The organism is Solidesulfovibrio sp. DCME, from assembly GCF_049995385.1.
In the GTDB taxonomy this organism is placed as follows: domain Bacteria; phylum Desulfobacterota; class Desulfovibrionia; order Desulfovibrionales; family Desulfovibrionaceae; genus Solidesulfovibrio.
The window spans coordinates 3419960-3443623 of the sequence record NZ_CP188261.1 but is presented as its reverse complement, the minus strand read 5'-3'; the positions used below and the strand labels follow the sequence as shown (position 1 = coordinate 3443623).

General features: G+C 65.4%; 15 protein-coding genes, 1 tRNA gene and 1 pseudogene. 8 read left to right on the top strand and 9 right to left on the bottom strand.

Going from position 1 to position 23664, the window contains the following annotated elements:
* Positions 1-8: 8 nt before the first annotated feature.
* The 8 genes and pseudogenes from ACP59X_RS15265 to ACP59X_RS15230 all read right to left on the bottom strand — a co-directional run bounded on the left by ACP59X_RS15265 (position 9) and on the right by ACP59X_RS15230 (position 12143).
* A complete protein-coding gene (locus tag ACP59X_RS15265) occupies positions 9-1115 on the bottom strand; it encodes a hybrid sensor histidine kinase/response regulator (protein WP_428559885.1) in 1107 nt (368 codons plus the stop codon).
* Positions 1116-1137: 22 nt separating this feature from the next.
* Entirely contained in the window at positions 1138-2262 is a 1125-nt protein-coding gene (locus tag ACP59X_RS15260; RefSeq protein WP_428559883.1) for a response regulator, read from the bottom strand.
* A complete protein-coding gene (locus tag ACP59X_RS15255; protein ID WP_428559881.1) occupies positions 2259-6779 on the bottom strand; it encodes a response regulator in 4521 nt (1506 codons plus the stop codon). Before ACP59X_RS15255 ends, ACP59X_RS15260 begins: the two co-directional genes overlap by 4 nt.
* Positions 6780-6983: 204 nt before the next feature.
* Positions 6984-7592 (bottom strand): NAD(P)/FAD-dependent oxidoreductase, encoded by a 609-nt coding sequence (locus ACP59X_RS15250; RefSeq protein ID WP_428559878.1) that lies wholly within the window; start codon positions 7590-7592, stop codon positions 6984-6986.
* Positions 7589-7921, bottom strand: a complete 333-nt coding sequence (locus tag ACP59X_RS15245) for an NAD(P)/FAD-dependent oxidoreductase (protein WP_428559876.1) — start codon at positions 7919-7921, stop codon at positions 7589-7591. Before ACP59X_RS15245 ends, ACP59X_RS15250 begins: the two co-directional genes overlap by 4 nt.
* A 3-nt stretch (positions 7922-7924) precedes the next feature.
* A pseudogene (locus tag ACP59X_RS15240) lies at positions 7925-8713 on the bottom strand (ATP-binding protein).
* 416 nt (positions 8714-9129) lie between these two features.
* Positions 9130-10884 carry an Lcl domain-containing protein gene (locus ACP59X_RS15235; protein ID WP_428559873.1) on the bottom strand — a complete coding sequence of 585 codons (1755 nt, stop codon included), beginning with the start codon at positions 10882-10884 and terminating at the stop codon, positions 9130-9132.
* Between the two features lie 1164 nt (positions 10885-12048).
* A tRNA-Ser gene (locus ACP59X_RS15230) sits at positions 12049-12143 on the bottom strand.
* A 155-nt stretch (positions 12144-12298) separates the two neighbouring features.
* On the opposite strand from ACP59X_RS15230, the gene ACP59X_RS15225 reads away from it, so the two are divergent.
* The 7 genes from ACP59X_RS15225 to ACP59X_RS15195 all read left to right on the top strand — a co-directional run bounded on the left by ACP59X_RS15225 (position 12299) and on the right by ACP59X_RS15195 (position 20800).
* Positions 12299-13471, top strand: a complete 1173-nt coding sequence (locus ACP59X_RS15225; protein WP_428559871.1) for an aminotransferase class I/II-fold pyridoxal phosphate-dependent enzyme — start codon at positions 12299-12301, stop codon at positions 13469-13471.
* Positions 13468-14769 (top strand): homoserine dehydrogenase, encoded by a 1302-nt coding sequence (locus ACP59X_RS15220; RefSeq protein ID WP_428559869.1) that lies wholly within the window; start codon positions 13468-13470, stop codon positions 14767-14769. The genes ACP59X_RS15225 and ACP59X_RS15220 overlap by 4 nt, the downstream gene beginning before the upstream one ends.
* A gap of 296 nt (positions 14770-15065) precedes the next feature.
* Positions 15066-15719 (top strand): DJ-1/PfpI family protein, encoded by a 654-nt coding sequence (locus ACP59X_RS15215; protein WP_428559867.1) that lies wholly within the window; start codon positions 15066-15068, stop codon positions 15717-15719.
* Positions 15720-15778: 59 nt separating this feature from the next.
* Positions 15779-16990 carry a cofactor-independent phosphoglycerate mutase gene (locus ACP59X_RS15210; protein WP_428559865.1) on the top strand — a complete coding sequence of 404 codons (1212 nt, stop codon included), beginning with the start codon at positions 15779-15781 and terminating at the stop codon, positions 16988-16990.
* 9 nt (positions 16991-16999) lie between these two features.
* Complete coding sequence (locus ACP59X_RS15205) at positions 17000-17434, top strand: acyl-CoA thioesterase (RefSeq protein WP_428559862.1); 435 nt, start codon at positions 17000-17002, stop codon at positions 17432-17434.
* 23 nt (positions 17435-17457) lie between these two features.
* Positions 17458-18243, top strand: coding sequence for an amidohydrolase family protein (locus ACP59X_RS15200; protein ID WP_428559860.1), 786 nt, complete (start codon positions 17458-17460; stop codon positions 18241-18243).
* A gap of 103 nt (positions 18244-18346) precedes the next feature.
* Complete coding sequence (locus ACP59X_RS15195) at positions 18347-20800, top strand: bacteriohemerythrin (protein ID WP_428559857.1); 2454 nt, start codon at positions 18347-18349, stop codon at positions 20798-20800.
* Positions 20801-20881: 81 nt separating this feature from the next.
* Here the strand turns inward: ACP59X_RS15195 and ACP59X_RS15190 are convergent, their stop codons facing one another.
* Positions 20882-22657 (bottom strand): methyl-accepting chemotaxis protein, encoded by a 1776-nt coding sequence (locus ACP59X_RS15190; protein ID WP_428559855.1) that lies wholly within the window; start codon positions 22655-22657, stop codon positions 20882-20884.
* Positions 22658-22828: 171 nt separating this feature from the next.
* On the opposite strand from ACP59X_RS15190, the gene ACP59X_RS15185 reads away from it, so the two are divergent.
* Positions 22829-23647, top strand: a complete 819-nt coding sequence (locus tag ACP59X_RS15185) for an alpha/beta fold hydrolase (protein ID WP_428559853.1) — start codon at positions 22829-22831, stop codon at positions 23645-23647.
* The last annotated feature ends 17 nt before the right edge of the window (positions 23648-23664 follow it).

The following is a 23664-nucleotide window of genomic DNA, read 5'->3' as shown; positions in this document are numbered from 1 at the left end:
TACCCGGCCTACTCCGGCAGGCACAGCACGAGGGTCGTTTCCCCGGGGGTGGCCGCGTCCAGGCGCAGGTCGCCGCCCATGGTCCTGGCCATAAGCCGCGCGGAATAGGTGCCCAGGCCCGTGCCGCCGGGCTTGCCGTGGGTGGCGTATTTCTCGAAAAAGCGCTCCCGGAATTCGGGCGCGGTCTCCCCGGCGTTGCGCAGCAGGATCTTGCACATGCCGTTGCTGCCGGGCAGGAAGGTGATGTCCACCCGCCCGCCCACCGGGGAATGCTCGATGGCGTTCTTGATCAGGTTGGTGAGCATGGAGTGGCACAACAGCTCCTCGCCGAGGATGCGCACCATGGTATCCGCAACCAGGGGCCGTTCACCCAGCCACAGGGCCACGGACACGTCGTTGCCCCGGCGCAAGGCGGCCAGGTCGGCGACGACCTTGCCGATGACGCGCACGATGTCCACATAGCGCGGGGTCAGCTCGTAGACGCCCTGCTCCATCTTGAGCAGCCCCAGGGACAGGTTGACGATATTGAGCATCTTGTAGCCGGCCTGTTCGATGTCCTCGAGGTAGCCCGTCTGCTCGTCGCTCAGGTTGCCGCCGGCGGCCACCAGTTGGGGCAGGGAGAGGATCACGCCCAGGGGGCCCTTGAGGTCGTGGTGGGTGATGCGTTCCACGTCCTCGCGCAGGCGGGCGGCCTCGGCGAGCAGGGCGTTTTGCCGCGCCAACCGGTCCATGGCGGCGCGCAGCGCCAGGTGCGTCGTCACCCGGGCCTTGACCTCCTGGGTGTCGAAGGGCTTGGTGATGTAGTCCACGGCCCCCAGTTCGAACCCGGTGACCTTGTCCCGTATTTCCGTCAGGGCCGTGAGGAAGATGATGGGAATGGCGGCGGTGTCGGCGTCGGCCTTGATGCGGCGGCAGACCTCGTAGCCGTCCAGGCCCGGCATGAGGATGTCGAGCAGGATGAGGTCGGGCGGCGTGGGGCGCAGGCTGTGCAGGGCCGTTTCGCCGTCCAGGGCCACGGCGATCTCGTAATCGTCGCCCAGGGTTTCCACCAGGGTATCGACGTCGGTTTCCACATCGTCGACGATCAGGATGGTCTGTTTGGCATTGCGTACCATATCGATCACCATTTTATCGCAATCAGGCCACATAGGGGTGCTCCAGTGCCCGGCGTTCGTCCGCGTCCTCGGTGAAATCCAGGGCAATTTGCCGGAAGGACTCCTGCACGTCCAGGAAAGCGTCGACCATGGCCGGGTCGAAGTGCCTGCCCCGGCCTTCCAGGATGACGGTCACCGCCCGGGCGTGGGTGTAGGGCGCCTTGTAGACGCGGCGGCTGATGAGCGCGTCGTAGACATCGGCAATGGCCATGAGCCGCCCGGGGATGGGGATGGCCTCCCCGGCCAGCCCCTGGGGATAGCCGGAGCCGTCCCAGCGTTCCTGGTGGGTGTAGGCGATCTCCTGGGCCAGGCGCAGAAACGAGTTGTCGCCGAGGTTTTTGGCGGCGGCCTGGATGGCGTCGCGGCCGTAGACCGTGTGGCGGCGCATGATGTCGAATTCCGCGTCGCTTAGGGGGCCGGGCTTGAGCAGGATGTCGTCGCGCACGCCCACCTTGCCGATATCGTGCAGCGGGGCGGATTTGTACAGCAATTCGATGACCTCGTCCGTGAGGTAGCCGGCGAATCGCGGCTTCGCGCGCAGCGTCCGGGCCAGCAGGCGCACGTAGTTGCGCGTGCGCTTGATGTGGCCGCCGGTTTCCGGGTCGCGGTATTCCGCCAGGCTGGCCATGGCCTCGATGATGGCATCCTGGGTCAGGGCCAGTTCCCGGGTGCGCTCCCGGACCTTGTGCTCCAGGATCTCGTTTTGCCTGGCCAGGGCCTGGCGGGCCAGGCGCAGCGACAGGTGGGTGCGCACCCGGGCCTGGATTTCGGCCGGTTCGAAGGGCTTGGTCACGTAGTCCACGGCCCCGACGGCGAACCCCTGTGTCTTGTCGGTCACTTCGGTCAGGGCGGTGAGGAAGATGACCGGCGTTTGCGCCGTGACCGGATCGGCCATCAGCCGCCGGCAGACCTCGTAGCCGTCCATGCCGGGCATCATGATGTCCAGCAAGATGAGGTCGGGCGCCTGGGCCCGGGCTTGGGCCAGGGCCGTTTCGCCGTCCGTGGCCACGGTGACCTCGTAGTCCTCGCCCAGGGTTTCGACGAGGATGTCCAGGTTGGTCTCCGTGTCGTCGACCAGCAGGATCAGGCAGTCGGAGAGGGGTTTCACGGGGCCTCCGCGGGGGGCTGGGGCAGCAGGGCGCGCAGGTTTTCCAGGGCCTGGGGAAACTTGTAACCCCGGATGAGGGTTTCCAGGGCGTCGAGTCGTTCCCGCAGGCTGTCGCTGCACGGCATGGCCCGCACGGCGTCCATGACCTTGGCGCAGGGTTTGGGTTTCCTGGCTTCGAGGCAGTCCGCGAGCGCGGCCAGGGCGGACAGCACGGCTTCATCGCCGCCCGGGGCGGCCGGCGGCGGGGCGGCTTCCGGCGGCGGGGCAACTGGCGGCTGGGCCGTCGTCAGGGGCCGGCCGGCCAGGGCCTGGGCAAAGCGGTCCACTGCCGCGGCGAAACGCGGCAGCCCGGCCGCGATGGCGGCCTCGTCGGCGTCGCGCAGGGCTTTTTCCAGGTCCCCCGCGGCCCGGGCCAGGTGGTCGGCCCCGATGTTGCCGGCCGCCCCCTTGACCGAATGGGCGGCAAGGGCGGCGGCCTGCCGGTCCCCGGCCGCCAGGGCGGACCGGATGCGCTCGGGCACGGCCGGGAAATCCAGCCGCATCTTGTCCAGCAGCCTGCCGTACAGCGCCCGGTTGCCGCCCACGCGGCCAAGCCCGGCCGCGACGTCGATGCCGTCGAGGGCTTCGATCGCCTCCGTGTCCGCCTGGTTGGGGGGCGGGGCGGCCTGGGCCGGGGCCTGGGGAATCCAGGTGCGCAAGGTGGCCATAAGCGCCTCGGGGTCGATGGGCTTGGCCAGGAAGGCGTTCATGCCGGCGGCGGCGCATTTTTCCTGGTCCTGGCGCATGGCGTTGGCGGTCATGGCCACGATGGGCAGCCGCGCCAGGCCCGGCAGCTTGCGGATGGCGATGGTCGCGGCCAGGCCGTCCATGACGGGCATCTGCATGTCCATGAAGACGAGGTCGTAGGCGGCGTCCTGGACCATGGCCAGGGCCTGCTCGCCGTTGTCGGCCACATCCACGGCATAGCCCGCCTGGGCGAGCAGTTCCTCGGCCACTTGCTGGTTGACCTCGTTGTCCTCCACCACCAGGATGCGGCCCCGGCCAAAATGGCCCGTCGCCTGGCCGTCCGTCGGGGCGGCCCTGTCCGCCGGGCGCTCTTCCTCGCGAAAGCCGCCCAGGGCGCGCATGATGGTGTCGAAAAGCAGCGACGGGGTCACGGGCTTGAGCAGCACGGCCTCGATGCCGTTTTCCTCGGCCAGGCGCAGGACCTCCTCGCGGCCGAAGGCCGTGACCATGATCAGGTGGGTCGCGGCTTCGGCGGCAAGCCCCCGGATGCGGGCGGCGGTTTCCAGGCCGTCCATGTCCGGCATCTGCCAGTCGAGCAGGACGACATCAAAGGGGCGGCCCCTCTCCCGGGCGGCGCGGATGGCGTCCAGGGCCGCCTGGCCGCAAGCCGCGGTCTCCACGGCGAAGCTCATGGCGGCCAGCATGTCGCCAAGGACCGCCCGGGCGTTCTCGTTGTCGTCCACCACCAGGACGCGCCGGCCGCGCAGGTCGGGGTCGGGCAGGAAGACGCGGTGGCGCTTGCGGCTTTTGCCCAGGCAGGCCGTGAACCAGAAGGTCGAGCCCTCGCCGGGGGTCGAGGTCACGCCGACCTCGCCGCGCATGAGTTCGGCCAGGCGCTTGGAAATGGCCAGGCCGAGGCCCGTGCCGCCGTAGCGGCGGGTGGTGGAGGAATCGGCCTGGGAAAAGCTCTGGAACAGCCGGGCGATCTGCTCCTGGGTCAGCCCGATGCCGGTGTCGCGCACCTCGAAGCGCAGGGTCGCGGTGGCGGCGTCATCCGCCTGCAGGCGCACCCGGATGTCCACCTCGCCGGATTGCGTGAACTTGACGGCGTTGTTGGCGTAATTGACGAGGATCTGGCCCAGGCGCAACGGGTCGCCGAGGAGGTCCTGGGGCACGTCCGGGGCGACGTCGAACAGGAGTTCCAGGCCCTTGGCCTCGGCTTTTTCCCGGATGAGCGTGGCCACGTTTTCCAGCACCGCCGACAGGTCGAAATCGGTCTGTTCGATAGCGAGCTTGCCGGCCTCGATTTTGGAGAAGTCGAGGATGTCGTTGATGATGCCGAGGAGGTGCTGGCTGGCCTGCTGGATCTTGCGCATGTAGTCGCGCTGCCGGGGTGTCAGGTCGGTGGACAGGGCCAGGTGGGCCATGCCCACGATGGCGTTCATGGGTGTGCGGATCTCGTGGCTCATGTTGGCCAGGAAGTCGGATTTGAGCAGGGTGGCCTCGACGGCGGCTTCCTTGGCCGTGGCCAAAGCCCGTTCGACGGCCTTTTGTTCGCTGATGTCCACGAAAGTGCCGACCAGGCCGCCCGGGGAGCCGTCGGCCCGCCGGAAACCGGAGACATAGTACAGGGTTTCGTGGTCGCGGCCGTCGGCGAAGGGGATGCGCATCTCCCGGCGCACCGTGCCGCCCGAGGCGATGGCCTCCTCGTCCTCGCGCTGGTAGGCCTGCCGGTCCTCCGCGGGCAGATAGTCGAGGTCGAGCACACGTTTGCCCACCAGGTCCTCGCGCTTGACGGCGAAGGTTTCCTCGTAGGCGCGGTTGAAGCCGAGAAAGCGCGTGTCCGCGCCCTTGTAGAAGACGGGGTTGGGGATGGTGTCGAGCAGGACCTGCTGGAAGGCGATCTGGTCGGCCAGGGCCTGCTGGGCTCGGATGCGTTCGCCGAAATCCAGGGCGAGCTTGAGGGCCAGGGACAGCTCGGCGCAGGCCTTGCCCAGGTAGCGCTGGCCCTCCTCGGACAGTTCGCCCAAAAGGCCGATTTCGAGCGCCCCCACGGCGGTGTGGCCGTCGCCCAGGGGCAGCAGCCGGATTTCCGTGGGGCGGGCGATGCCGCCGGCCAGGGCCACGGCGGCCTCTTCGGGGAGTTCGCGCAGGGAAAACGGCTTGCCCGTGGTAATGACGTCCTCGGCCAGGGGCTGGCAGGACCCGACGGGGGCGTCGGCATGCCAATTGCCGCCGAAGCGGGCCAGGACCTGTGTTTGCGTTCCCCGGCAGCGGACATGGACCGCCGCGTACGGCAGCGACAGGAACCGGGCGAGTTCGCCCAGGGCGATGGCCGCCAGGCGCTCCGCGTCCAGCTCGTTTTTCAGCGAGGCGGCGAAATGCGTCAGCCCCGCCTCCAGGTGCAGTTGCGACTCCAGACGGGACAGCAGGCGCTTGTATTCGCTGACGTCTTCCTGCAAGCCCACATAGCCGAGCAGGCGGCCCTTGGCGTCGTTGACCGGCGAGATGGCCACCCGGGCATGGTAGTGGGCGCCGTCCTTGCGCCGGTTGAGGAATTCCCCGCTCCAGGGCTGGCCGGCGTTTAGGGCGCGGCGCATCTCGTCGTAGACGGACCGGGCGGTCAGGCCGCTGGCCAGGACATTCGGGTCGCGCCCCTTGACCTCGCCCAGGCTGTAGCCGGTCACGCGTTCGAACCGGGGATTGACCCAGCGGATGCGGGTCTTGCGGTCGGTGACCACCACGGCCAGGGGGCTGACCTCCATGGCCACGCCAAGGGTCCGGAACCGGGCCGCCGCCCTGGCCCGGCGCCGCCGGACGCGGTCTAGGGCCAAAAGCCCCAGGCACAGCAGCAGCGCGGCCGTGGCGGCGACGCCGGCCGTGAGCAGGCGCTGGGCCGCTGGGAACCATTGGCTCGTGTCCTGCAACAGGACCAGGGTCCAGGCGCCTTCGGGATCGTCCCACGAGAGGGGCTGGCTGACCAGGTCCCAGGTGTGGCCGTCGATGACGGCGCTTTCCTCCCCGGGGGAAAAGGGCAGGGCCACCGGCGGGCGATCGTCGAAGAGGCGGCCGAACCGGCCCTGGCCTCGCAGGGCGGCCAGGCGGCTGTCCTCGAGGGGCGGGGCCACGGCGAAAAGCCACTGCGGGCGGGTGGAAGCGAACGCCACGCCTTCGGGCGACAGCAGCACGGCCTGGCTGCCGGACCCGGCCAGGAGGGTGTCGAGGAAGGCGGCGCCGATCTTGGTCATCACCACGCCGATGACGGGCGAGGTGCGCAGGGCGCCGTCGTGCACCGGGGCGGCGTAGTAGAGGCCGCGCTCGTGGGACTGTTTGCCGACGGCGGCATAGATGTTGGCTCGGCCGTCCATGGCCTGCCTGAAGTAGGGGCGGAAGGCGACGTTGAGGCCTTCGGAGGAGGCGAAATCCGTGTCGTGGACCCGGATGAGGCCGTTTTCCTCGATGAGGTAGGTCCCTTCGGCATTGTATTGCCGGCGCAGGGGCTCGAGCACGTTGTGCAGTTCGCTGCGGTCGTCTTCGCTCAGGGCCGTCCCGCGGACGGCCAGCTTTATCGTGGGTTGGATCAGGCCGAGCAGGCTGGTGGCGCCGATGAGCTGGCTGCTTATGGTCTTGTCGATAAGCGAGGAATGAAGGCGTTTGGCCGACAGGTGCATGGCCTCCCTGTGCCTGGTGAAAATGACGGATCGGGCAATGTGGAGGCTGGCGTAGGCGACAAGGAGGGGAAAGCACAGGCAGGCGGTCATAACGGTCAGTCGACGGATGGTCGGCGCCATGGGGGACCCTTGTATGGTGTAGCGCGAAGAGCGTCTCAAGTATTTGCCGTAGGGAAGCAATCGCGTCAAACCAAAAAGCGCGGCTGCCGCGCCCGAAGGGGACTCCGTCCGTGATAACGTTCACGATCCTCCCCCGGTACGATGCAAAAGGGCTCATGCCCGTGGCACAAGCCCTTTTTCGAAGCGGTGTCCGGCTGCCGGTGCCTACGGCGCAAGCCCCAGGGCCTGCCGCTTGGCCCGGATGCGGCTGTCGATCAGGTCGGCGGCCTCGGGCACGAGCAGCCCCTGCTTGCCGGTGGAGACGGTCACGCAGCCCGTGACCAGCACCAGCAGGTCGCGCTTGATGCACTCGCGGATCAGGTTGGCGTTTTGGTAGTCCTGCTTCACCTTGGGGTTGTTGCAGCCGACAACGCCCACGGCGCTGCGGATCTTGCCGGCCTTGATGGCCTCGATCAGCGGCGCGGCCGTGAGTTCGTCGCAGCCCTTGGTCAGGGCCGGGTTGACCGCGCCCACGGAAATCATGTTCGAGCCGAAGACCGGGATGGCATTCATAGCCATACTGCCGGCGTAGGCCGCCTTGAGGCCGGCCATGTTCAGGGCGGCCACTCGGCCCTGCTCCACGGCCACGGGCCAGACGGCGTTGACGCGCCGGTCGCCGTGGATCAGGTCCGGGGACTGGGCCAGGTCGCCGGCGGCGAACACGCGTTCGTCTGTGGTGCGCAGGCCCTCGTCGGGCAAAAGGCCAAAGTCGCATTCCAGGCCGCTGCCGCAGAGCCAGCCGGCCTCGGGCACGACGCCCTTGCCGGCGGTCACCAGGTCGACTTCGAGGGATTGGCCCGTGTCGAGGTCCAGCCGGCCAGGGATTCGCCCGAGGCCAGTTCCAGGCGGCCCCGACCGGGATCGAGGGCCACGGCGCGCTCGCCGCGTACGCTGACGCCCAAATCCTTCCAGAAGCCGTCCGTAGCCACGTCCATATCCGGCAGCGCCATCTCCCCGGACAGGACGTAGCTGATCAGCGGCCGGGAGTAGACGGGCAGGGGCGAGGGGTCGAGGCCGACGATTTCGGCGGACTTGTCCACTTTGCGCAGCCACATGCAGGCACTGCGCCCCGTCGCATGGAGGCCGACGACAACGTAACGCATGGCTTACCTCGGTGGTGGGGAGGGTGCGGCGCCCTCCGCTTGGCGGCGGGGGAGCGCTTCCAGGGCGGACAGGATGGCGCGGCAGGCCCCGTCGATCGTGTCGCGTTGGGGCAGGCCGAGCACGGACGGCGACCTCAACTGGCGCTCGGCCAGGCTCGACAGCGGGGGAATGGCCGCGGCCAGGGGCGGCAGCCCGGGTATCGCGGGCAGGTCGCACGGGGCCTGGGTCCGGTTGAGGACCAGCACCTGGCGCGTGAGGCCCAGTTCGCTGGCCAGGGTCGCCACCTGGGCGGCCACGGACAGGCTGCGTCAGCTCGGCTCGGCCACGACGATCAGGCCGTCCACGGCCGCAACCGTCCCGCGCCCCAGGTGTTCCACCCCGGCCTCCAGGTCCACCACCAGGCATTGGTCGCGGTCCAGGAGCAGATGGGCCAGCAGGGCTTTGAGCAGGGCGTTGGCCTCGCAGGCGCAGCCGCCGCCGGCGCCGGCAACCGAACCCATGACCAGCAAGCTGAGGTTGCCCAGGCGCACCCGCAGGCGTTCGGGCAGATCGGAGACATCGGGGTTGAGGCGGATGACGCCGTGGCCGATGCGCTGGCGGATGAGGGCCTCGTCCCTCACCAGGGGGGTGGGTGTCTGCTCGGGAGGCAGGCCGAGGGCCGCACCGAGGGACAGGGCGGTATCGGCGTCCACGAGCCAGGGCGCGCGGCCCTGCCGGGCGAGGTAATCGCCGATCCAGGCCGTGAGCGTGGTTTTCCCCACGCCGCCTTTACCGGCTACGGCAAGTTTCACGTCTGCCTCCGCTTGGGAAAACGCGAGGGCAATGCTTCCCCCATCTTTGAATTCCTACTCCGGACTCAGGGAATGGTCAATGCGCTCCGAATCGCCGCCCTGCGACTAGGTCGACGCGGGGGTCGCTACGCGCATAGCAGATTAGAAAAAGCAAAAAGCCGCCCATTTCTGGGCGGCTTTTCTCAATGATTCGAAATAGCTGGCGGAGAGGGAGGGGTTTGAACCCTCGAACAGGGTTTAAACCCCGTTGCCCGCATAGCAGAACAGCCCGATATTATTGATAATTATTCTCTCCGAATCATTCCAGGAAGTTGCCTTGCGCTCAAGTCGGCTCATGAAAGCCCCTTTGGGCACAAGTAGGTCGACGATTCGGTCGATAATCAGGTCGGCAACAGGGGGCTCGACAAAGTGCGGTGTCATGGGGCAGGCTCTAAAAGTACAAAATTTATGCTTGAAGAAATCGGCTTTATAATGTTGAACGGCTGAGTGTAGGTTCTCGATCCCGTGCTGACAACAAAAAGAAGCCGTTTTCCTTGGCCAGAAATTTCATATTGTGACGGAAGAACATCGAGTGTAGAATTTGTCTGCGGAATATGTGAACCAATCAATCGCCACGAATTGGACATAACCTCATTAAAATCCATGGGGGTCAAATTGGTGAGATTGTCTGAAGATAAATAGATATCGAGGTAAGTATCGTCTGGCTCATCCTGCTTGGTCCAGGAGATGGTTTTCGTCGTTGTATAATACCATGGGCCATTGGGATTGATTTCGTTTAGGCCGACGTCGTTAAAATTTCCTCCATATCGTGGATATGGCAGCATTCTTGATGCATCGCCGCCTCGAACACAAAATGCATTATGAGTATTTGATTTGACAGAGGCGTTTCCTTTTCCTGAACTGAAATCGATCGTGCGTGCTCCAACAGGAGAATATGGATCGCATAACGAAGTTCCGGACCAAACAATCGTGTCGCCGGAAACAGTAAAAATTTCGTCATATGTCGGCGTGTTGCCGTATACAACCAAGCTTTCCAATTCTTTGATATCAGGCAATCGCCAATCGGTGAAACCTTCGAGTTCAAGATCACGGCAATAGGCCAAGGCGTCTTTCCAGTTTACGGATTGTTGGGCGGTTTTTGTCCACATAAGGTGTGTGGAATTGTCGATGGCTGTCAATGTGCCATTTGTAAAGTCTTGTTCCCGGCGGCTTCCCTGCACGCAGCCACCCCAGGCCTTTCCAGACTTATCCCCCAGTCCCGTTGTCCCTGTCGCATTGTTGACGCCCCAAGCCATACTACTCTCTGCACCTGGTGTCGTCTCCGACCAAGTTGGGGCATCGGTTATCTGTAGTTGATTGAAAACAAGCTCCTCGATGAGTTCATGTACAGTCGGCAATCGCCAAGATGCTGTATTATCCAAAGAATTCAACATATTGCAATTATCAACAGCTTCTTGCCACGTACCCCAGATTCCGCCATACCATTGTAATCCCGTGATATTATTTTGTGCTGCCGTATACGTATCTGTGTATGCGTTGGTATAATTGGTAGAAAAATGGATATAACCATACGATCCATCCTGTCCCCAATAATCGCCGAGGTAATGGTAATCTTGCAACTCCTGTGTGTCATCGTACAGCAGCATCGCGTGAGACGAGGCATCACTCAGCGGTGCGGGGGCTGCCTCTGGATCAACTATCCATGAGTAGGTAACCTTGTCTGACCATACGCCATCAACGTCGATAGCTTGAATAGATAATCTATGTGTCCCAATCCATAGGTTGCGCAATTGTATAGGTTCTTCCAGTGTATGATAGTTGTTCCATCTGGTTCCGTCTATCGAATAAATGTAGAATGCAAAAAGGCGCTTCTCGACGGACTCTCCGTAAAAAGGATTGTGGATGGTAAAGTTATAATCTTGTGATCTCGATATCATTCTAGGTGGATTCATTAACCATGGACCAATGCTAGCCTCGTTTTTGTTGCTCTTTTTGTTTGAAATGGTGACATTTATACTTGGCGATGGAGTTATTTTTCCAAATTCCTCTATGAATTTATTGTCAACGAACATTGTAACATCTTTTGTTTCTGCTCTGCATACTTGGATACAGAATACGAATATGCTGCAAAACATTATGGCAAAACGTGCTAAAGCTGGTAGCTGCTTCATATTGTTCATCTCCTTTTGCTTGTTTTGTGAAAATTATCCACAGTAAAAGGCTCTGTTCATGCTTGTGTTGAAATCTCCCCTGGGCCATTGCGAAGACCAGTGGGGGGGGTGACTACTTGTTTTTCACCTGATCAAGCATTCACCGCCAGCCAAGGCAATTGAGTAAGCACTCGGTTGCCCCCCTCCTTAAATCGTTCCATACAACTCGTGAGTTGGCTGTTGTAGGCGTTGACATGATGAACATTAAAACCTGATCGTTTGATGTATCCGTGCTTGGCGACAATCCCCAGTTTGGACGTAATTTTGTAGTCCTTCGGGGATAAACTGTAGACGTGAGCTACAAAGTGAACAAGAAACGTTAATTGTAAAGCAATTGCGATAAATGAATTCTATAGTATATTTATATATTTTTGAGTGCTTAGGAACGCTGATTTATGCGTCTGTAGTATATGGCCGGTACAGGGATTTGTTCTTAGGTAAGTCCGCATTTTGGAATATTCTGTCTCGCTTTAGCGCCTTATTCGCCATCTGTCTGCTTCTATTGGCCGACGAAAAATGGAACTATTGTCTAGTTAACCTGTTGATTTTCAATTTGCCTTGACTTTATAGGTATGGTAGCTGATTCTTGTCAAGAATCAACGTTGATTTTATTACTTTTTGGATAATGTCAAGAAGAAACTTCTTTTGTATAAGGTCGGAAGATCTGATTTAAAAGTTCTATCTGTCGTAAAATAGGATATGCCTTGGGAACATGGTTTTAAGGCTAGATTTATATCTCATGGGTTCGAGTGTTTATAGATTTTTTACATTGATAAACTGTGACATCTAGTCGGTTTTGAAGATCTCAGTATCCGTAATGGTTCATGTCCTCTCCTAAGGCTACGACTCAAAAATTATCGTTCACGGTATTTTATAGACGCCAGGACAGCACGGTCGGTAGGCTGCACGCCACGGATTCAAGTCTCACCTTTGGTGCAGGGCCGATAAGTGCGATGGGATCGATAAGGGAGGGCTAGGGGCAGCGCATAGCGGGTAGCGCAAATTTTTCGAGGAAAGGGGCGGTCGGCAACATGGTCGACGGCGTCACCGCTACTCGCATCATGTGGCCAGAAAAGCGAAAAGCCGCCCAATTTTGGACGGCTTTTCTTAATGATTCTAAATATCTGGCGGAGAGGGAGGGATTTGAACCCTCGAACAGGGTTTAAGCCCCGTTACCCGCTTAGCAGGCGAGCGCCTTCGGCCAACTCGGCCACCTCTCCGCAAAACGACTTGATAGACGGTTGCTCCCCGGCGGTCAAGATAAAATCGCGGCAATCCGGCCAATTCTTTGCGTCACGACACTTTACAGAGCACTCCCCACGCGGCTATGCTCCCCCTTCGGCATCATCAAGCCCCCTCAAAAGGAGTCCAGGGCATGAAAAAGTTCGCGCGTATGGAGCGCCTCCCGCCATACGTCTTCGCCACCGTCAACGAGCTCAAAATGCAGATGCGGCGGCGAAACGAAGACGTCATCGACCTCGGTATGGGCAACCCCGATCTGCCCACGCCCCCCCATATCGTCGAAAAACTCGTCGAGGCAGCACAAAAGGCCGTCAACCACCGCTATTCCGCCTCCCGCGGCATCAAGGGCCTGCGAAACGCCATCTCCGGCTGGTACAAGCGCCGCTTCGACGTGGACATCGACCCCGAAACCGAGGCCGTCGTCACCATGGGCGCCAAGGAAGGCCTGGCCCACCTGGCCCTGGTCATGCTCTCGCCCGGCGACGTCGTCTTCGCCACGGATCCGTCCTACCCGATCCACCCGTACTCCTGCATCATCGCCGGAGCCGACGTGCGGCGCATTCCCATTAGCGCCGACCGCGACTTCATCGAAGACCTGCTCGCCGCCACCAAGCAGACCTGGCCCCAGCCCAAGCTGCTCATCATCTCCTTCCCCCACAACCCGACCACGGCCACCGTGGACCTGGACTTCTTCCAGCGCATCGTGGATTTCGCCAAGGAACACGACATCATGGTGATCCACGACTTCGCCTACGCCGATTTCGGCTTCGACGGCTACCAGCCGCCGAGCTTCCTGCAGGCCAAGGGCGCCAAGGACGTGGGTGTGGAGTTCTTCTCGCTGACCAAAAGCTATTCCATGGCCGGCTGGCGCGTGGGCTTTTGCTGCGGCAACCCCGAAATGGTCCACGCGCTGACCCGCATCAAGAGCTACCTGGATTACGGCATCTTCCAGCCCATCCAGATCGCGGCCACGGTCGCCCTAAATGGCCCCCAGGAGTGCGTGCGCGAGATCATGGACGTCCACCAGGACCGCCGCGACGCCCTCATCGAGGGCCTGGCCCGCGCCGGCTGGGACGTGCCCGCGCCCAAGGCCACCATGTTCGTGTGGGCCAAGATCCCCGAGGAATTCGCCCACCTCAAGTCCGTGGAATTCTCCAAGCTGCTCCTGCGCGAGGCCGGCGTGGCCGTCTCGCCGGGCCTTGGCTTCGGGCATTTCGGCGACAACCACGTCCGCTTCGCCCTGGTCGAAAACCGCCATCGCATCAATCAGGCCATGCGCGGCATAAAAAAGGTGCTTTCCGGATGAACGCCGCAAGCGACGCTCCCGTCCGTATCGGTCTGGCCGGGCTCGGCACTGTCGGGTCCGGCCTCGTGGCCATCCTGCAACGCAACGCCGAGTGGATCACCCGGCGCCTGGGCCGCCGCCTGGTCCTGAAAAAGGTGCTGGTGCGCAGCCTCGGCAAGCCGCGCGCCGTCAGCCTGGGCCAGGGCGTCGAGTTGACCGACGACCCCGGGGCGCTCATCGGCGACCCGGACATCGACATCGTGGTCGAGCTCATGGGCGGCATCGACGCGGCCTTCGACCTCATCCACAAGGCCCTTTGCGCCGGCAAGCACGTGGTCACGGCCAACAAGGCCCTGCTGGCCGAACGCGGCCCGGAACTCTTCGCCCTGGCCGCGCAAAAGGGCCTGGGGCTCTACTACGAGGCCAGCTGCGCCGGGGCCATCCCCATTGTCGCCACCCTCAAGGAATCCCTGGCCGGCAACCGCATCAAGAGCATCATCGGCATCTTAAACGGCACGGCCAACTACATCTTAAGCAGCATGAGCGACAAGGGCCTGGCCTTTGCCGAGGCCCTGCGCCAGGCCCAGGAACTCGGCTACGCCGAGGCCGACCCGACGCTCGACATCGAGGGCCTCGACGCCGCCCACAAGCTCCTCCTGCTCATCCGCCTGGCCTACGGGCAGAACCTGCCCTTGGCCCGCCTGTTCGTCGAGGGCATTACCCGGGTGACGCCCGAGGACATCCGCTTCGCCGCCGAATTCGGCTATGGCATCAAGCTCATCGGCCAGGTCCACGAGGCCGACGGCAAGCTCGTGGCCGGGGTGTGCCCCATGCTCGTGCACAAGGACTACCTGCTGGCCAGCGTCCGGGGGGCGTTCAACGCCGTGCGCGTGGAGGGCGACGCCTCCGGGCCCATCATCCTCCACGGCAAGGGCGCCGGCGACCTGCCCACGGGCAGCGCCGTGCTGGCCGACATCATGGCCCTGTCCCGGGCCTGCATGGTGCCCAACAACACCGGCTTCCTGACCGAACCCCTGCCCGAGGCGGCGCTGCTCGATCCCATGGACGCCGTCTGCCCGCACTACATCCATTTCACGGTCAAGGACCAGCCCGGCGTCATGGCCGCCATCTCCAAATCCATGGGCGTGCACGGCGTGAGCATCAGCCAGGCCGTGCAGAAGGGCGAACCTGAGGACGGCTACGTGCCCATCGTCTTCCTCACCCACGAGGCCGCCGAACGGGCCATCCAGGGCGTGCTCGACGACGCCGCCGCCATGTCGTTCATCAAGCCGGGCACGGTGCATTTTCGAGTGCTGTAGAGGGAAGAGGGAAAGGCAGGGAAGATGCCTCCGGCGGCCAGGAGGGGCGTGACGCCCCGGGCCGGGACGATGTGGCATCGATGGGCAAGGAAAATGCCTCCGGCGGCCAGGAGGGGCGTGACGCCCCTCCTGGACCACCCCCACCGGGGAAGATTTGGGGTAGGGGTTCGCTTCAGGGAGATTCCGGCGCAAGCCGGATTTTTGCTGGGAGCCGGTGGCCCCGGCCAGATGGGCGGTGTTTCGGGTGTCATAGGCTTCGGGGGAATGCCCGGGCCGGGAAATCGGAGAGCAGACGGATGAGCCGACAGCACAGGGACGTGGTGATCCTGGTTTTCCCGGACGTGGAACTGCTCGATTTCTGCGGCCCGTATGAAGCGCTTTCCGCCTGCCGGCTCGACGAGGCCAAACGTCGGGAGGAGCCGTCGCCCTTTCGCGTCCGCCTGGCCGCCGCCGCGCTCGACCCGGTGGCCAGCGCCAACGGCGCCCGCTTCCTGCCCGACGTCGCCTTGGCCGAGTGCCCGGTGCCGGACATCCTGCTTGTCCCCGGCGGCTGGGGCGTGCGGGCGGCCCTTGGCGACGCTTTCCTGATCGACTGGATCAAGGTCACGGGCTCGCAGGTGGAAACCCTGGCCGGCGTGTGCACCGGCTCCATGCTGCTCAGCCAGGCCGGCCTGCTTTGCGGCCGGCGGGCCACCACCCATTGGCGGTCGCTGCCCTGGATGCGTGAGGCCTTCCCCGGCGTCACGGTCGTAGGCGACCAGCATGTGGTGGAGGACGGCCACATCCTCACGTCCGCCGGCATCAGCGCCGGCATCGACCTGGGCCTGCGCCTCGTCGCCCGGTACTGTGGCCAGGCTGTCGCCCAGGCCACGGCCGATCACCTGGAATACTTCTCCCCCAACGACAACCGGCGACGCGTGACGCCCGCCGCCCCCATTAAAAGTTTTTGAAGAGGGTCCAGGGAGAAACTTTTTCCAAAAGGTTTCTCCCTGGCCGCCGGAGGCTCCCCTTGTCTTTTTCCACTCCCCCCACCAAGCTCGTTTTCCTCATCGCCGACGGCATGGGCGACTGGCCCGTCGAGGCCCTGGGTGGCCAGACGCCCATGGAAGCGGCCGCCACCCCGGTCATGGACCGGCTGGCCCGGGAAGGGCTGGTCGGGCTTTGCCGCACCGTGCCCGAGGGCCTGGCGCCCGGGTCGGATGTGGCCAACATGTCGCTTCTGGGCTTCGACCCGGGCAGCCACCACACCGGGCGCGGACCCATCGAGGCGGCGGCCATGGGGCTGGCCCTCGCGCCCGACGACGTGGTCTTTCGGCTCAACACCGTGACGGTGAGCGGACTTGCCGACGACGGGCTCATGCGCGACTACTCGGCCGGCCATATCGCCACGGACGTTTCCACCAGGCTCGTGGAGCGCCTGGGCCGGGAGTGCCTGCCCGAGGGCTACGCGCTTTTCCCGGGCGTGCAGTACCGCCACCTGCTGGTGGCCCGGGGCGCGGCCGGCCGGGAAGAGGCGCACATCGCCGTGCGCCCGCCCCACGACATCACCGACCAGGGCATCGCCGCCGACCTGGCCGAGTTTCGCCGCGTGCCGGCGCTGTGGGATTTCGTGCGCAAAGCCGCCGCCGTCCTGTCCGGGCCGGACAACCCCAGCAAGGCCAACGCCGTGTGGCCCTGGGGCCAGGGCAGGGCGCTGACCCTGCCGGATTTCGCCGCCACGTTCGGCCTGCGCGGGGCGGTGGTCTCGGCCGTGGACCTGGTCAAGGGCCTGGGCCGGGCGGCCGGCATGGCCGTGCTCGACGTGCCCGGCGCCACGGGCCTGCTCGAGACCAATTACGAAGGCAAGGTGGCGGCCGCGCTGGAATTTTTAAAGGACGGCGATTTCGTCTTCGTCCACGTCGAGGCCCCGGACGAGTGCGGCCACGGCGGCGACGCGGCCGGGAAAACCGAGGCCGTGGCCCGTTTCGACGCCCGCATCGTGGCGCCCCTGGTCGCGGCCCTGGGCGATACGGCCGCCCTGGTCATCGCCTGCGACCACCTGACCCCCCTCGCCATCCGCACCCATGCCGCCGATCCCGTGCCTTTCCTTTTCTGGGCAAGGGGGGTAACGCCCTCGGGCGTCGCGGCCTTTACCGAGCGCGAGGCGGCCGCAACCGGCCTGGCCGTCGCCCCGGGGCATGCCTTGCTGCCCCGGGCCATCGACTGGATGCGGCAAGGATAGCGAACCCCCATGGCGCTGATCGTCAAACCCGAGGATTTTCCCGCCCCCGACAGCCGGCTGCGCCTGACCGTGTCCTACGGCGAGACGGACCGCATGGGCTATGCCTACTACGGGCATTACCCCCACTGGTTCGAGCGGGGCCGGGGACAGTTCATCCGCGAGCGCGGCATGAGCTACGGCGAGGTGGAGGCGCGCGGCGTTTGGCTGCCCGTGCGCGACCTGGCCGTGCGTTACCTGCGCCCGGCCCACTACGACGACGAAGTCACGGTGCGCACGGCCATCAGCGCCTGGGGCCGGGCCTCGATCACCTTCGCCTACCAGGTTTACGGTCCCCCGGACGGGACCGCGCTTTTGGCCGCCGGCGAGACGCTCCATGCCTGCACCTCGCCGAAAGGCCGGCCCATTCCCGTGCCGGCCTGGCTGCGCGAGCTGTTTTCCTTCTAACCCTCTCTCCCCTGCATTCCGTCATGTTCATCGACATCCATACGCACGCCTATCATCCGAAAATCGCTGACAAGGTCCTGGCCCAACTCGAGGGCCACTACGGCATCCACCCCGTGGGCACGGGCGAAATCGACGACCTGCTGGCCCGGGCCAAGGCGGCCGGCCTGGACAAGGTCGTGGTCCACAACGCCGCCACCGCCCCGGCCCAGGTGGTCCCGGCCAACAACTGGGCCATCCGCATCCACCGGGAAAACCCGGCCATCCTGGCCTTCGGCACCCTGCACACCGACTTTCCCGATTTCGAGCGCGAACTCGACCGGCTGTGGCGCAACGGCATCAAGGGCATCAAGTTCCACGCCGATTTCCAGGGCTTCCGCCTGGACGACCGCAAGCTATGGCCCATCTTCGAGGCCCTGTCCGGCCGGTTCGTGGTCATGCTCCACGTGGGCGACCGGCTGCCGCCGACGGAGAACAACTCCTGCCCGGCCAAGGTGGCGGCCATTGTGCGCGATTTCCCCGACCTGACGGTCATCGCCGCCCACATGGGGGGCTATCTCCACTGGAATTATGCCCTGGAGCACCTCATCGGCAAGGACGTCTACATCGACACCTCGAGCACCCTGGCCTTCATCGACGACGAGACCCTGCGCCGCATCGTTGCCGGCCATCCGCGCGAACGCATCCTTTTCGGCAGCGACTATCCGCTGTTCGACCCGGGGGTGGAGATCGCCCGTCTGCGTACACGGCTGCGCCTGCGCGACCACGAGCTGGAAGGCATTCTGTCGGCCGGAACCGCACTGTTTCGATAACAAAAATGTCCATTGACTTTCCGGCGGGCGTCATGCTGGAACAGCGAGGCCCTGGCGGCCATCGAGGGATGTTTTCTCGACGCCGGGGGCAAGGAGACACTTCATGAGCATTCGTGTGCAGATCCTTTGCTCGCTTGGCCTCATGTTCCTCTTGAGTTGCGCCATGTTCGCGGTGACCTGGACCATCACCTCGGGCCAGGAGACGGACGGGCTGGTCATCAACCTGGCCGGCCGGCAGCGGATGATCATCCAGAAGACCGCCAAGGAGGCCCTGGCCTACGCCCACCAGGCCAAGGACGGCAAGGGCCCGGCCCGGCTGGCCGAGGATGTCCGCAAGCGCCTGGCCGGCTTTGCCGCCATGCAGTCCCTGCTGGCCCGTGGCGGCCTGTACGGCGAGGCCAAAAAGGTGTCCATCCCGGCGCCGGCCCCGGAAACGGCGGCATTGCTGGATGCGGCCGGGGCGAAAAGCCGGGCTTTCGTCGAGGCTGTGGAATCGATCCTGCAAAGCGGGGACGGCGCGGCTTCCGAAAAGGTGCTCCTGGCTTCCGAGGAGGTGGTGGAGGCCCAGGACAAGGCCGTGGCCGAGCTGCAGGCGGACACCGAAGCCAGCGTCGTGCTGCTGCGCTCCATCCAGGCCGGCTGCATGGCCGTGGGCGCGGTCGTGTTCGTGCTCGTGCTCTCGCTGCTGCGGCGCAATTTCGCCAAACCGCTGGAGCGGCTGCGCGGCTATGCCCGGGCCGTGGCCGGGGGCGACCTCAAGGCCAGCCCCGAAGGTGCCTTTCCCCCGGAACTGGCCGAACTGCGCGACGAACTCTCCCGCATGGTCGCGGCGCTCCAAGTGAAAATAAACGAATGCCAGTTCAAGGGCGACGAGGCCTCGCGCCATGCCGCCGAAACCGACGCGGCCCTGCTTGGCGCCAAGGAGCAGGAGGCGCGCACGGGCGAACTGCTGGCCAAGCTCAACGACGCCGCCGGCAAGGCCCGGGCCGTTTCCGAATCCATGCTGGACGCCACCGGTAACCTCCTGGCCCAGACCGAACAGGTGGAAGGCGGCGCCCGCCACCAGCGCGACCGCATGATCGAAACGGCCACGGCCATGGAGGAGATGAACGCCACCGTGCTCGAAGTGGCCAGAAACGCCGCCTCGGCCGCGGCCAGCGCCGACGAGGCCAAGGCCAAGGCCATTACCGGCGCCGCCGGCGTGCGCTCGGCCGTCACCTCCATCGAGACCATCCGCCAGCGCATCCTGGAACTCAAGGAGTCCATGACCCGCCTGGGCCAGCAGGCCGACAACATCGGCCACATCATGAACGTCATTTCCGACATCGCCGACCAGACCAACCTGCTGGCCCTCAACGCCGCCATCGAGGCGGCCCGGGCCGGCGACGCCGGGCGCGGCTTCGCCGTGGTCGCCGACGAGGTCAGAAAGCTGGCCGAAAAGACCATGACCGCCACCAAGGAGGTGGGCGACGCCGTGGTTTCCATCCAGGGCCAGGCCCGGGAAAACATCGCCGCCGTGGAATCCGCCGCCTCCGGCATCGAGGAAAGCACCCAGTCCGCCGCCGCCTCGGGGCGCTTCATGGACGAGATCGTCGGCATCGTCGAAACCACGGCCACCCAAGTCGAATCCATCGCCACGGCCTCGGAGCAGCAGTCCGCCACCTCCGAGGAGATCAACCGGGCCGTGGACGAGGTCAACCGCATCGCCGGCGATACGGCCGACGGCATGGAAATCGCCAACCAGGCCCTGTCGGCCCTGTCCGCCCTGGCCGGCGAACTCGACGACGTCATCCGCCGCATGACCGGCGAGGAGCCGTCCACGCGACGGGTGGTCGCCGCCCCCCGGGCCGTGGCCGCGTCGCCGCGCCGGCCCCTGCCGCCGTCCCGGCCGGCCCCGGCCAAGGCCCTGCCCCCGGCCTCGCGCCCGGCGGTCAAAGCCAGGCCGCTGCCCGCCTCCCCGGCCCGGACGGCCAAGGCCCTGCCGGAGGCCAGGCCCACGGCCACCACCAAGCCGACGACAGCGACCAGGCCGGCAACCACAACCAAACCGGCCGCCGCCCGGACGCCCGTCATCGGCAGCGCCTCGCCCCGGCCGGCCCCGGCCGCCAAGGCCTCGGGCAACGGCGGCACCAATGCCTGCTCTATCGGCGGCGGCATCCTGCAATGGGACGATTCCCTGGCCGTGGGCCTCCGGGAGATCGACAGCCAGCACCAGAAGCTCGTGCAGATGATCTGCGACCTGCACGAGGCCATGCGCTCGGGCAAGGGCAAGCACCAGGTGGAGGCCATTTTGCGCGAGTTGGAGGAGTACGCGGTGGAGCACTTCGGCTACGAGGAAAAGCTCATGGAGCAGTACAAGTATCCGGGCTACCTCAACCACCGCAAGGAACACGACAAGTTCGTGGACCAGGTCATCGCCTTCGGCAACGATTTCCGGGCCAACAAGGCGGCGCTGACCACCGAGGTCATGAATTTCCTCAAAAACTGGCTCGTCGGCCACATCAAGGGCACGGACAAGAAGTACGGCCCCTTTTTCAACGAGCGCGGCGTGTACTAGGCCGCCGTTTCCCTGTAAAACGATCGCCCGGGCCGCGCCATGCGGTCCGGGCGTTTGTGTTTCGCGGCGGCCTGGGCGGCCTTAGGCCAGGGCTTTGGGCGATTGCCGGCGCAGGTCCTCGATGAGTTCGGCCAACTGGCTCGTGGACGACGACAGCCGGCCCAGTTCGTCCCGGGCGTCGTCCATGCCCTGGGCCGTCTCCTCGGACACGAGGCTGATGTCGGCCAGGGCGCGGTTGATCTCCTCGGCGGCCGTGGTTTGCTGGGTGACGGCGCCGGCGATGCGGCCGATCTCCTCGGTGGTGGTTTCGGCCATGGCCACGATATGGCGCAGCGATTCCCCGGACTTGCCGGCCAGTTCCGTGGTGGCGGCCACGGCGGCCACGGCCGTGTCCATGCCGGCCACGTTTTCCTTGACCGCCCCGTCGATGGCGGTGATGACCGAGGCGACCTCGCCCGTGGCCTGCATGGTCTTTTCGGCCAGTTTGCGCACCTCGTCGGCGACCACGGCGAAACCGCGCCCGGCCTCGCCGGCCCGGGCCGCCTCGATGGCGGCATTGAGCGCCAGGAGATTGGTCTGGTCGGCGATGTCGGAAATGACGCCCATGATGGCGGAAATGCCCTTGGCCCGCTCGCCCAGGGCGTCGAGGCTGGACTTGAGGCCCAGGGACAGCTCGCGTACCCGGTCGATGGAGCGCGTCACCTCGTCGGTTGCGGCCAGGCCGTCGCGGGCGCCTTGACGGGCGGCCTCGGCGCTGTCGGAGGCGCGGGCGGCGTTGCGGGCGACTTCCAGGGCCGTGGCGCTCAGTTCCTCCATGGCCGTGGCCGTTTCGGCCGTGCGGTCGCGCTGGCGTTGCGAGCCGCCGGAAACCTGGGCCACCCGGTCGGTCAGGGCGTTGCCGGCCCGGGCCACCACGTCGGCCAGGTCCTCGAGCTGGACGGCGGCCTCGGCCATGCCCTCCAGGCGGGCGCGTTCGGCCTTGGCCATGGCCGCTTCGGCCTCCTGCCGGCTGTGCTGGGCTTCGGCGGACTTGCTTTCGGCCGCCGCCTTTTCGGTTTCCAGGGCCCGGAAGGAGGCGCGCAATTTCTCGGCCATCTCGGCCATGGCCGCCATGACACCGCAATCGCGGCCCGCCACGGCGCAGGCGTTGGTCACCGCGTCGAAGCGCCCGGCGGCCACGTCGCGGGCCACGGCGGCCACCACGGCCGGTTCGGCCCCGAGCTGGCGCAGGATGCCGCGGGAAACGAGCCAGGCCGTGATCAGGCCAATGGCCAAGGAAATGCCCAACAGCGTGTATTGCAGGCGCAGGTCCCAGGCCAGGCCCTCGGCCACGGCCGCGACCTCGCTGTCGGCGGCCGTGAATTGCGCCTGCTTGAGCGGCGCGATGCGTTTGTCCAGGGCCGTGACGCGCTGGTCGAAATCCTCCATGAGGACGTTGCCGGCCGCCCGCCCGTCCGTGACGTAGACCTTGGCCATGCGCTGGCCGACCTCGTACATGGCTTCGAAATCCTTGGCGATGGCCTCGATTTCGTTGCGCGGGGCCGCATCGCTTCCGGCGCGGGCCGTCGCGCGGAACCGTTCCACGCCCTGGCGGAACTCCTTGGCCGCGGCGGCGGCTTCGCCGAAGCCGTCCTCCTCGCCCGTGGCCGAGACGTCGGTGAGGAACTGCTGCACGTTGACGGCCGCGAACTGCATGCGCGCCGCCTCGTCGGCCAGGGGAAGGCTCGTGTCGTGGATGCGCGCCGCCCGCTCGCGCACGTTGCCGAGGGAAGCGGTGAGCACCAGTGTTCCCGTGGCCATGGCCGCGAGCACCAGGCCGAATCCCAGGGCCAGTCTGGATGAAATCGTCAGTTGCATAGGTTGTGTCCGCCGCAAGAGGGTCCGTGGGGATACCCGGGCCGGCCGGGGTGGCTGGCCTAACGCGGGCTTTACGGATAGGGTTACAGGGACCGAGGGGTTGTGGTCAAGAAAATGGGACAGTTCCTTACAGCAGGCCGCCGGGGAGGCGGGGAAGTCCGGGACCTCCTCGTGCCCACCGACGACGGGGCGATCTTTGCCCGGGCCAGGATCATGCCCGGCCGGGCGCCGGCCGTGGTCTGCCTGCATGGCCTGGGCGATTCCCACCTGGCCTTCGAGGAGGCCTTCGAGACGCGTTACCTGGACGGGGCCAGCGTCATTACCTGGGACATGGCCGGCCATGGCGGCAGCCCGCAAGTCGAGGACTATTCCATGGAGGCCAGCGCCAGGCGGCTGCGGCTGCTGCTGGACCACTTGACGGGAAGCTGCGGCCTGCGCCCGGCGCCCCTGGTGCTGGCGGCCCATTCCGTGGGCGGCATCCCGGCCATCTATTTCTGCCGCGACGCCGCGCCGGGCACGGTCGACCGGCTGGTCCTGGCCGAGGCCTCGGTGACGCGCTTCGGCTCGTTCGTCACGGCCCATGCCGAGGCGGCGCGGCTTTCGGGGCGCTTTGCCGAATGGTACAAGGAGTTCCGCGAGCAGGTGATTTTTCGCGACTACCTGGGGCGGTTCCCCTTTTGCCGCCATTATTACGCGTCGCTGCGCTTTTGCGGCGAGGAGGCCTTCCTGCGCACGGTCCTGGCCGTGCGGCGCGAGGCCAAGGCGTTGCCCGGGAAATGGAGCCACGCCGCCGGTGAGGCCCTGCGGCAGCTGACCACGCCCGTCGTCTACGCCCACGGCCGCGACGTGGCCCCCGAGACCCTGACCTTCCTGCACGAGGTCGGCATCCCCACGCGCCCCTTCCCCACGGACTGCCATTTCCTCATGCAGGCCATGACCGGCGAATTCTACGGCCTGCTCGGCGAATCCTGCCGAGAGGCGCGATCCTGACCAGCCCAAGGAGGCCC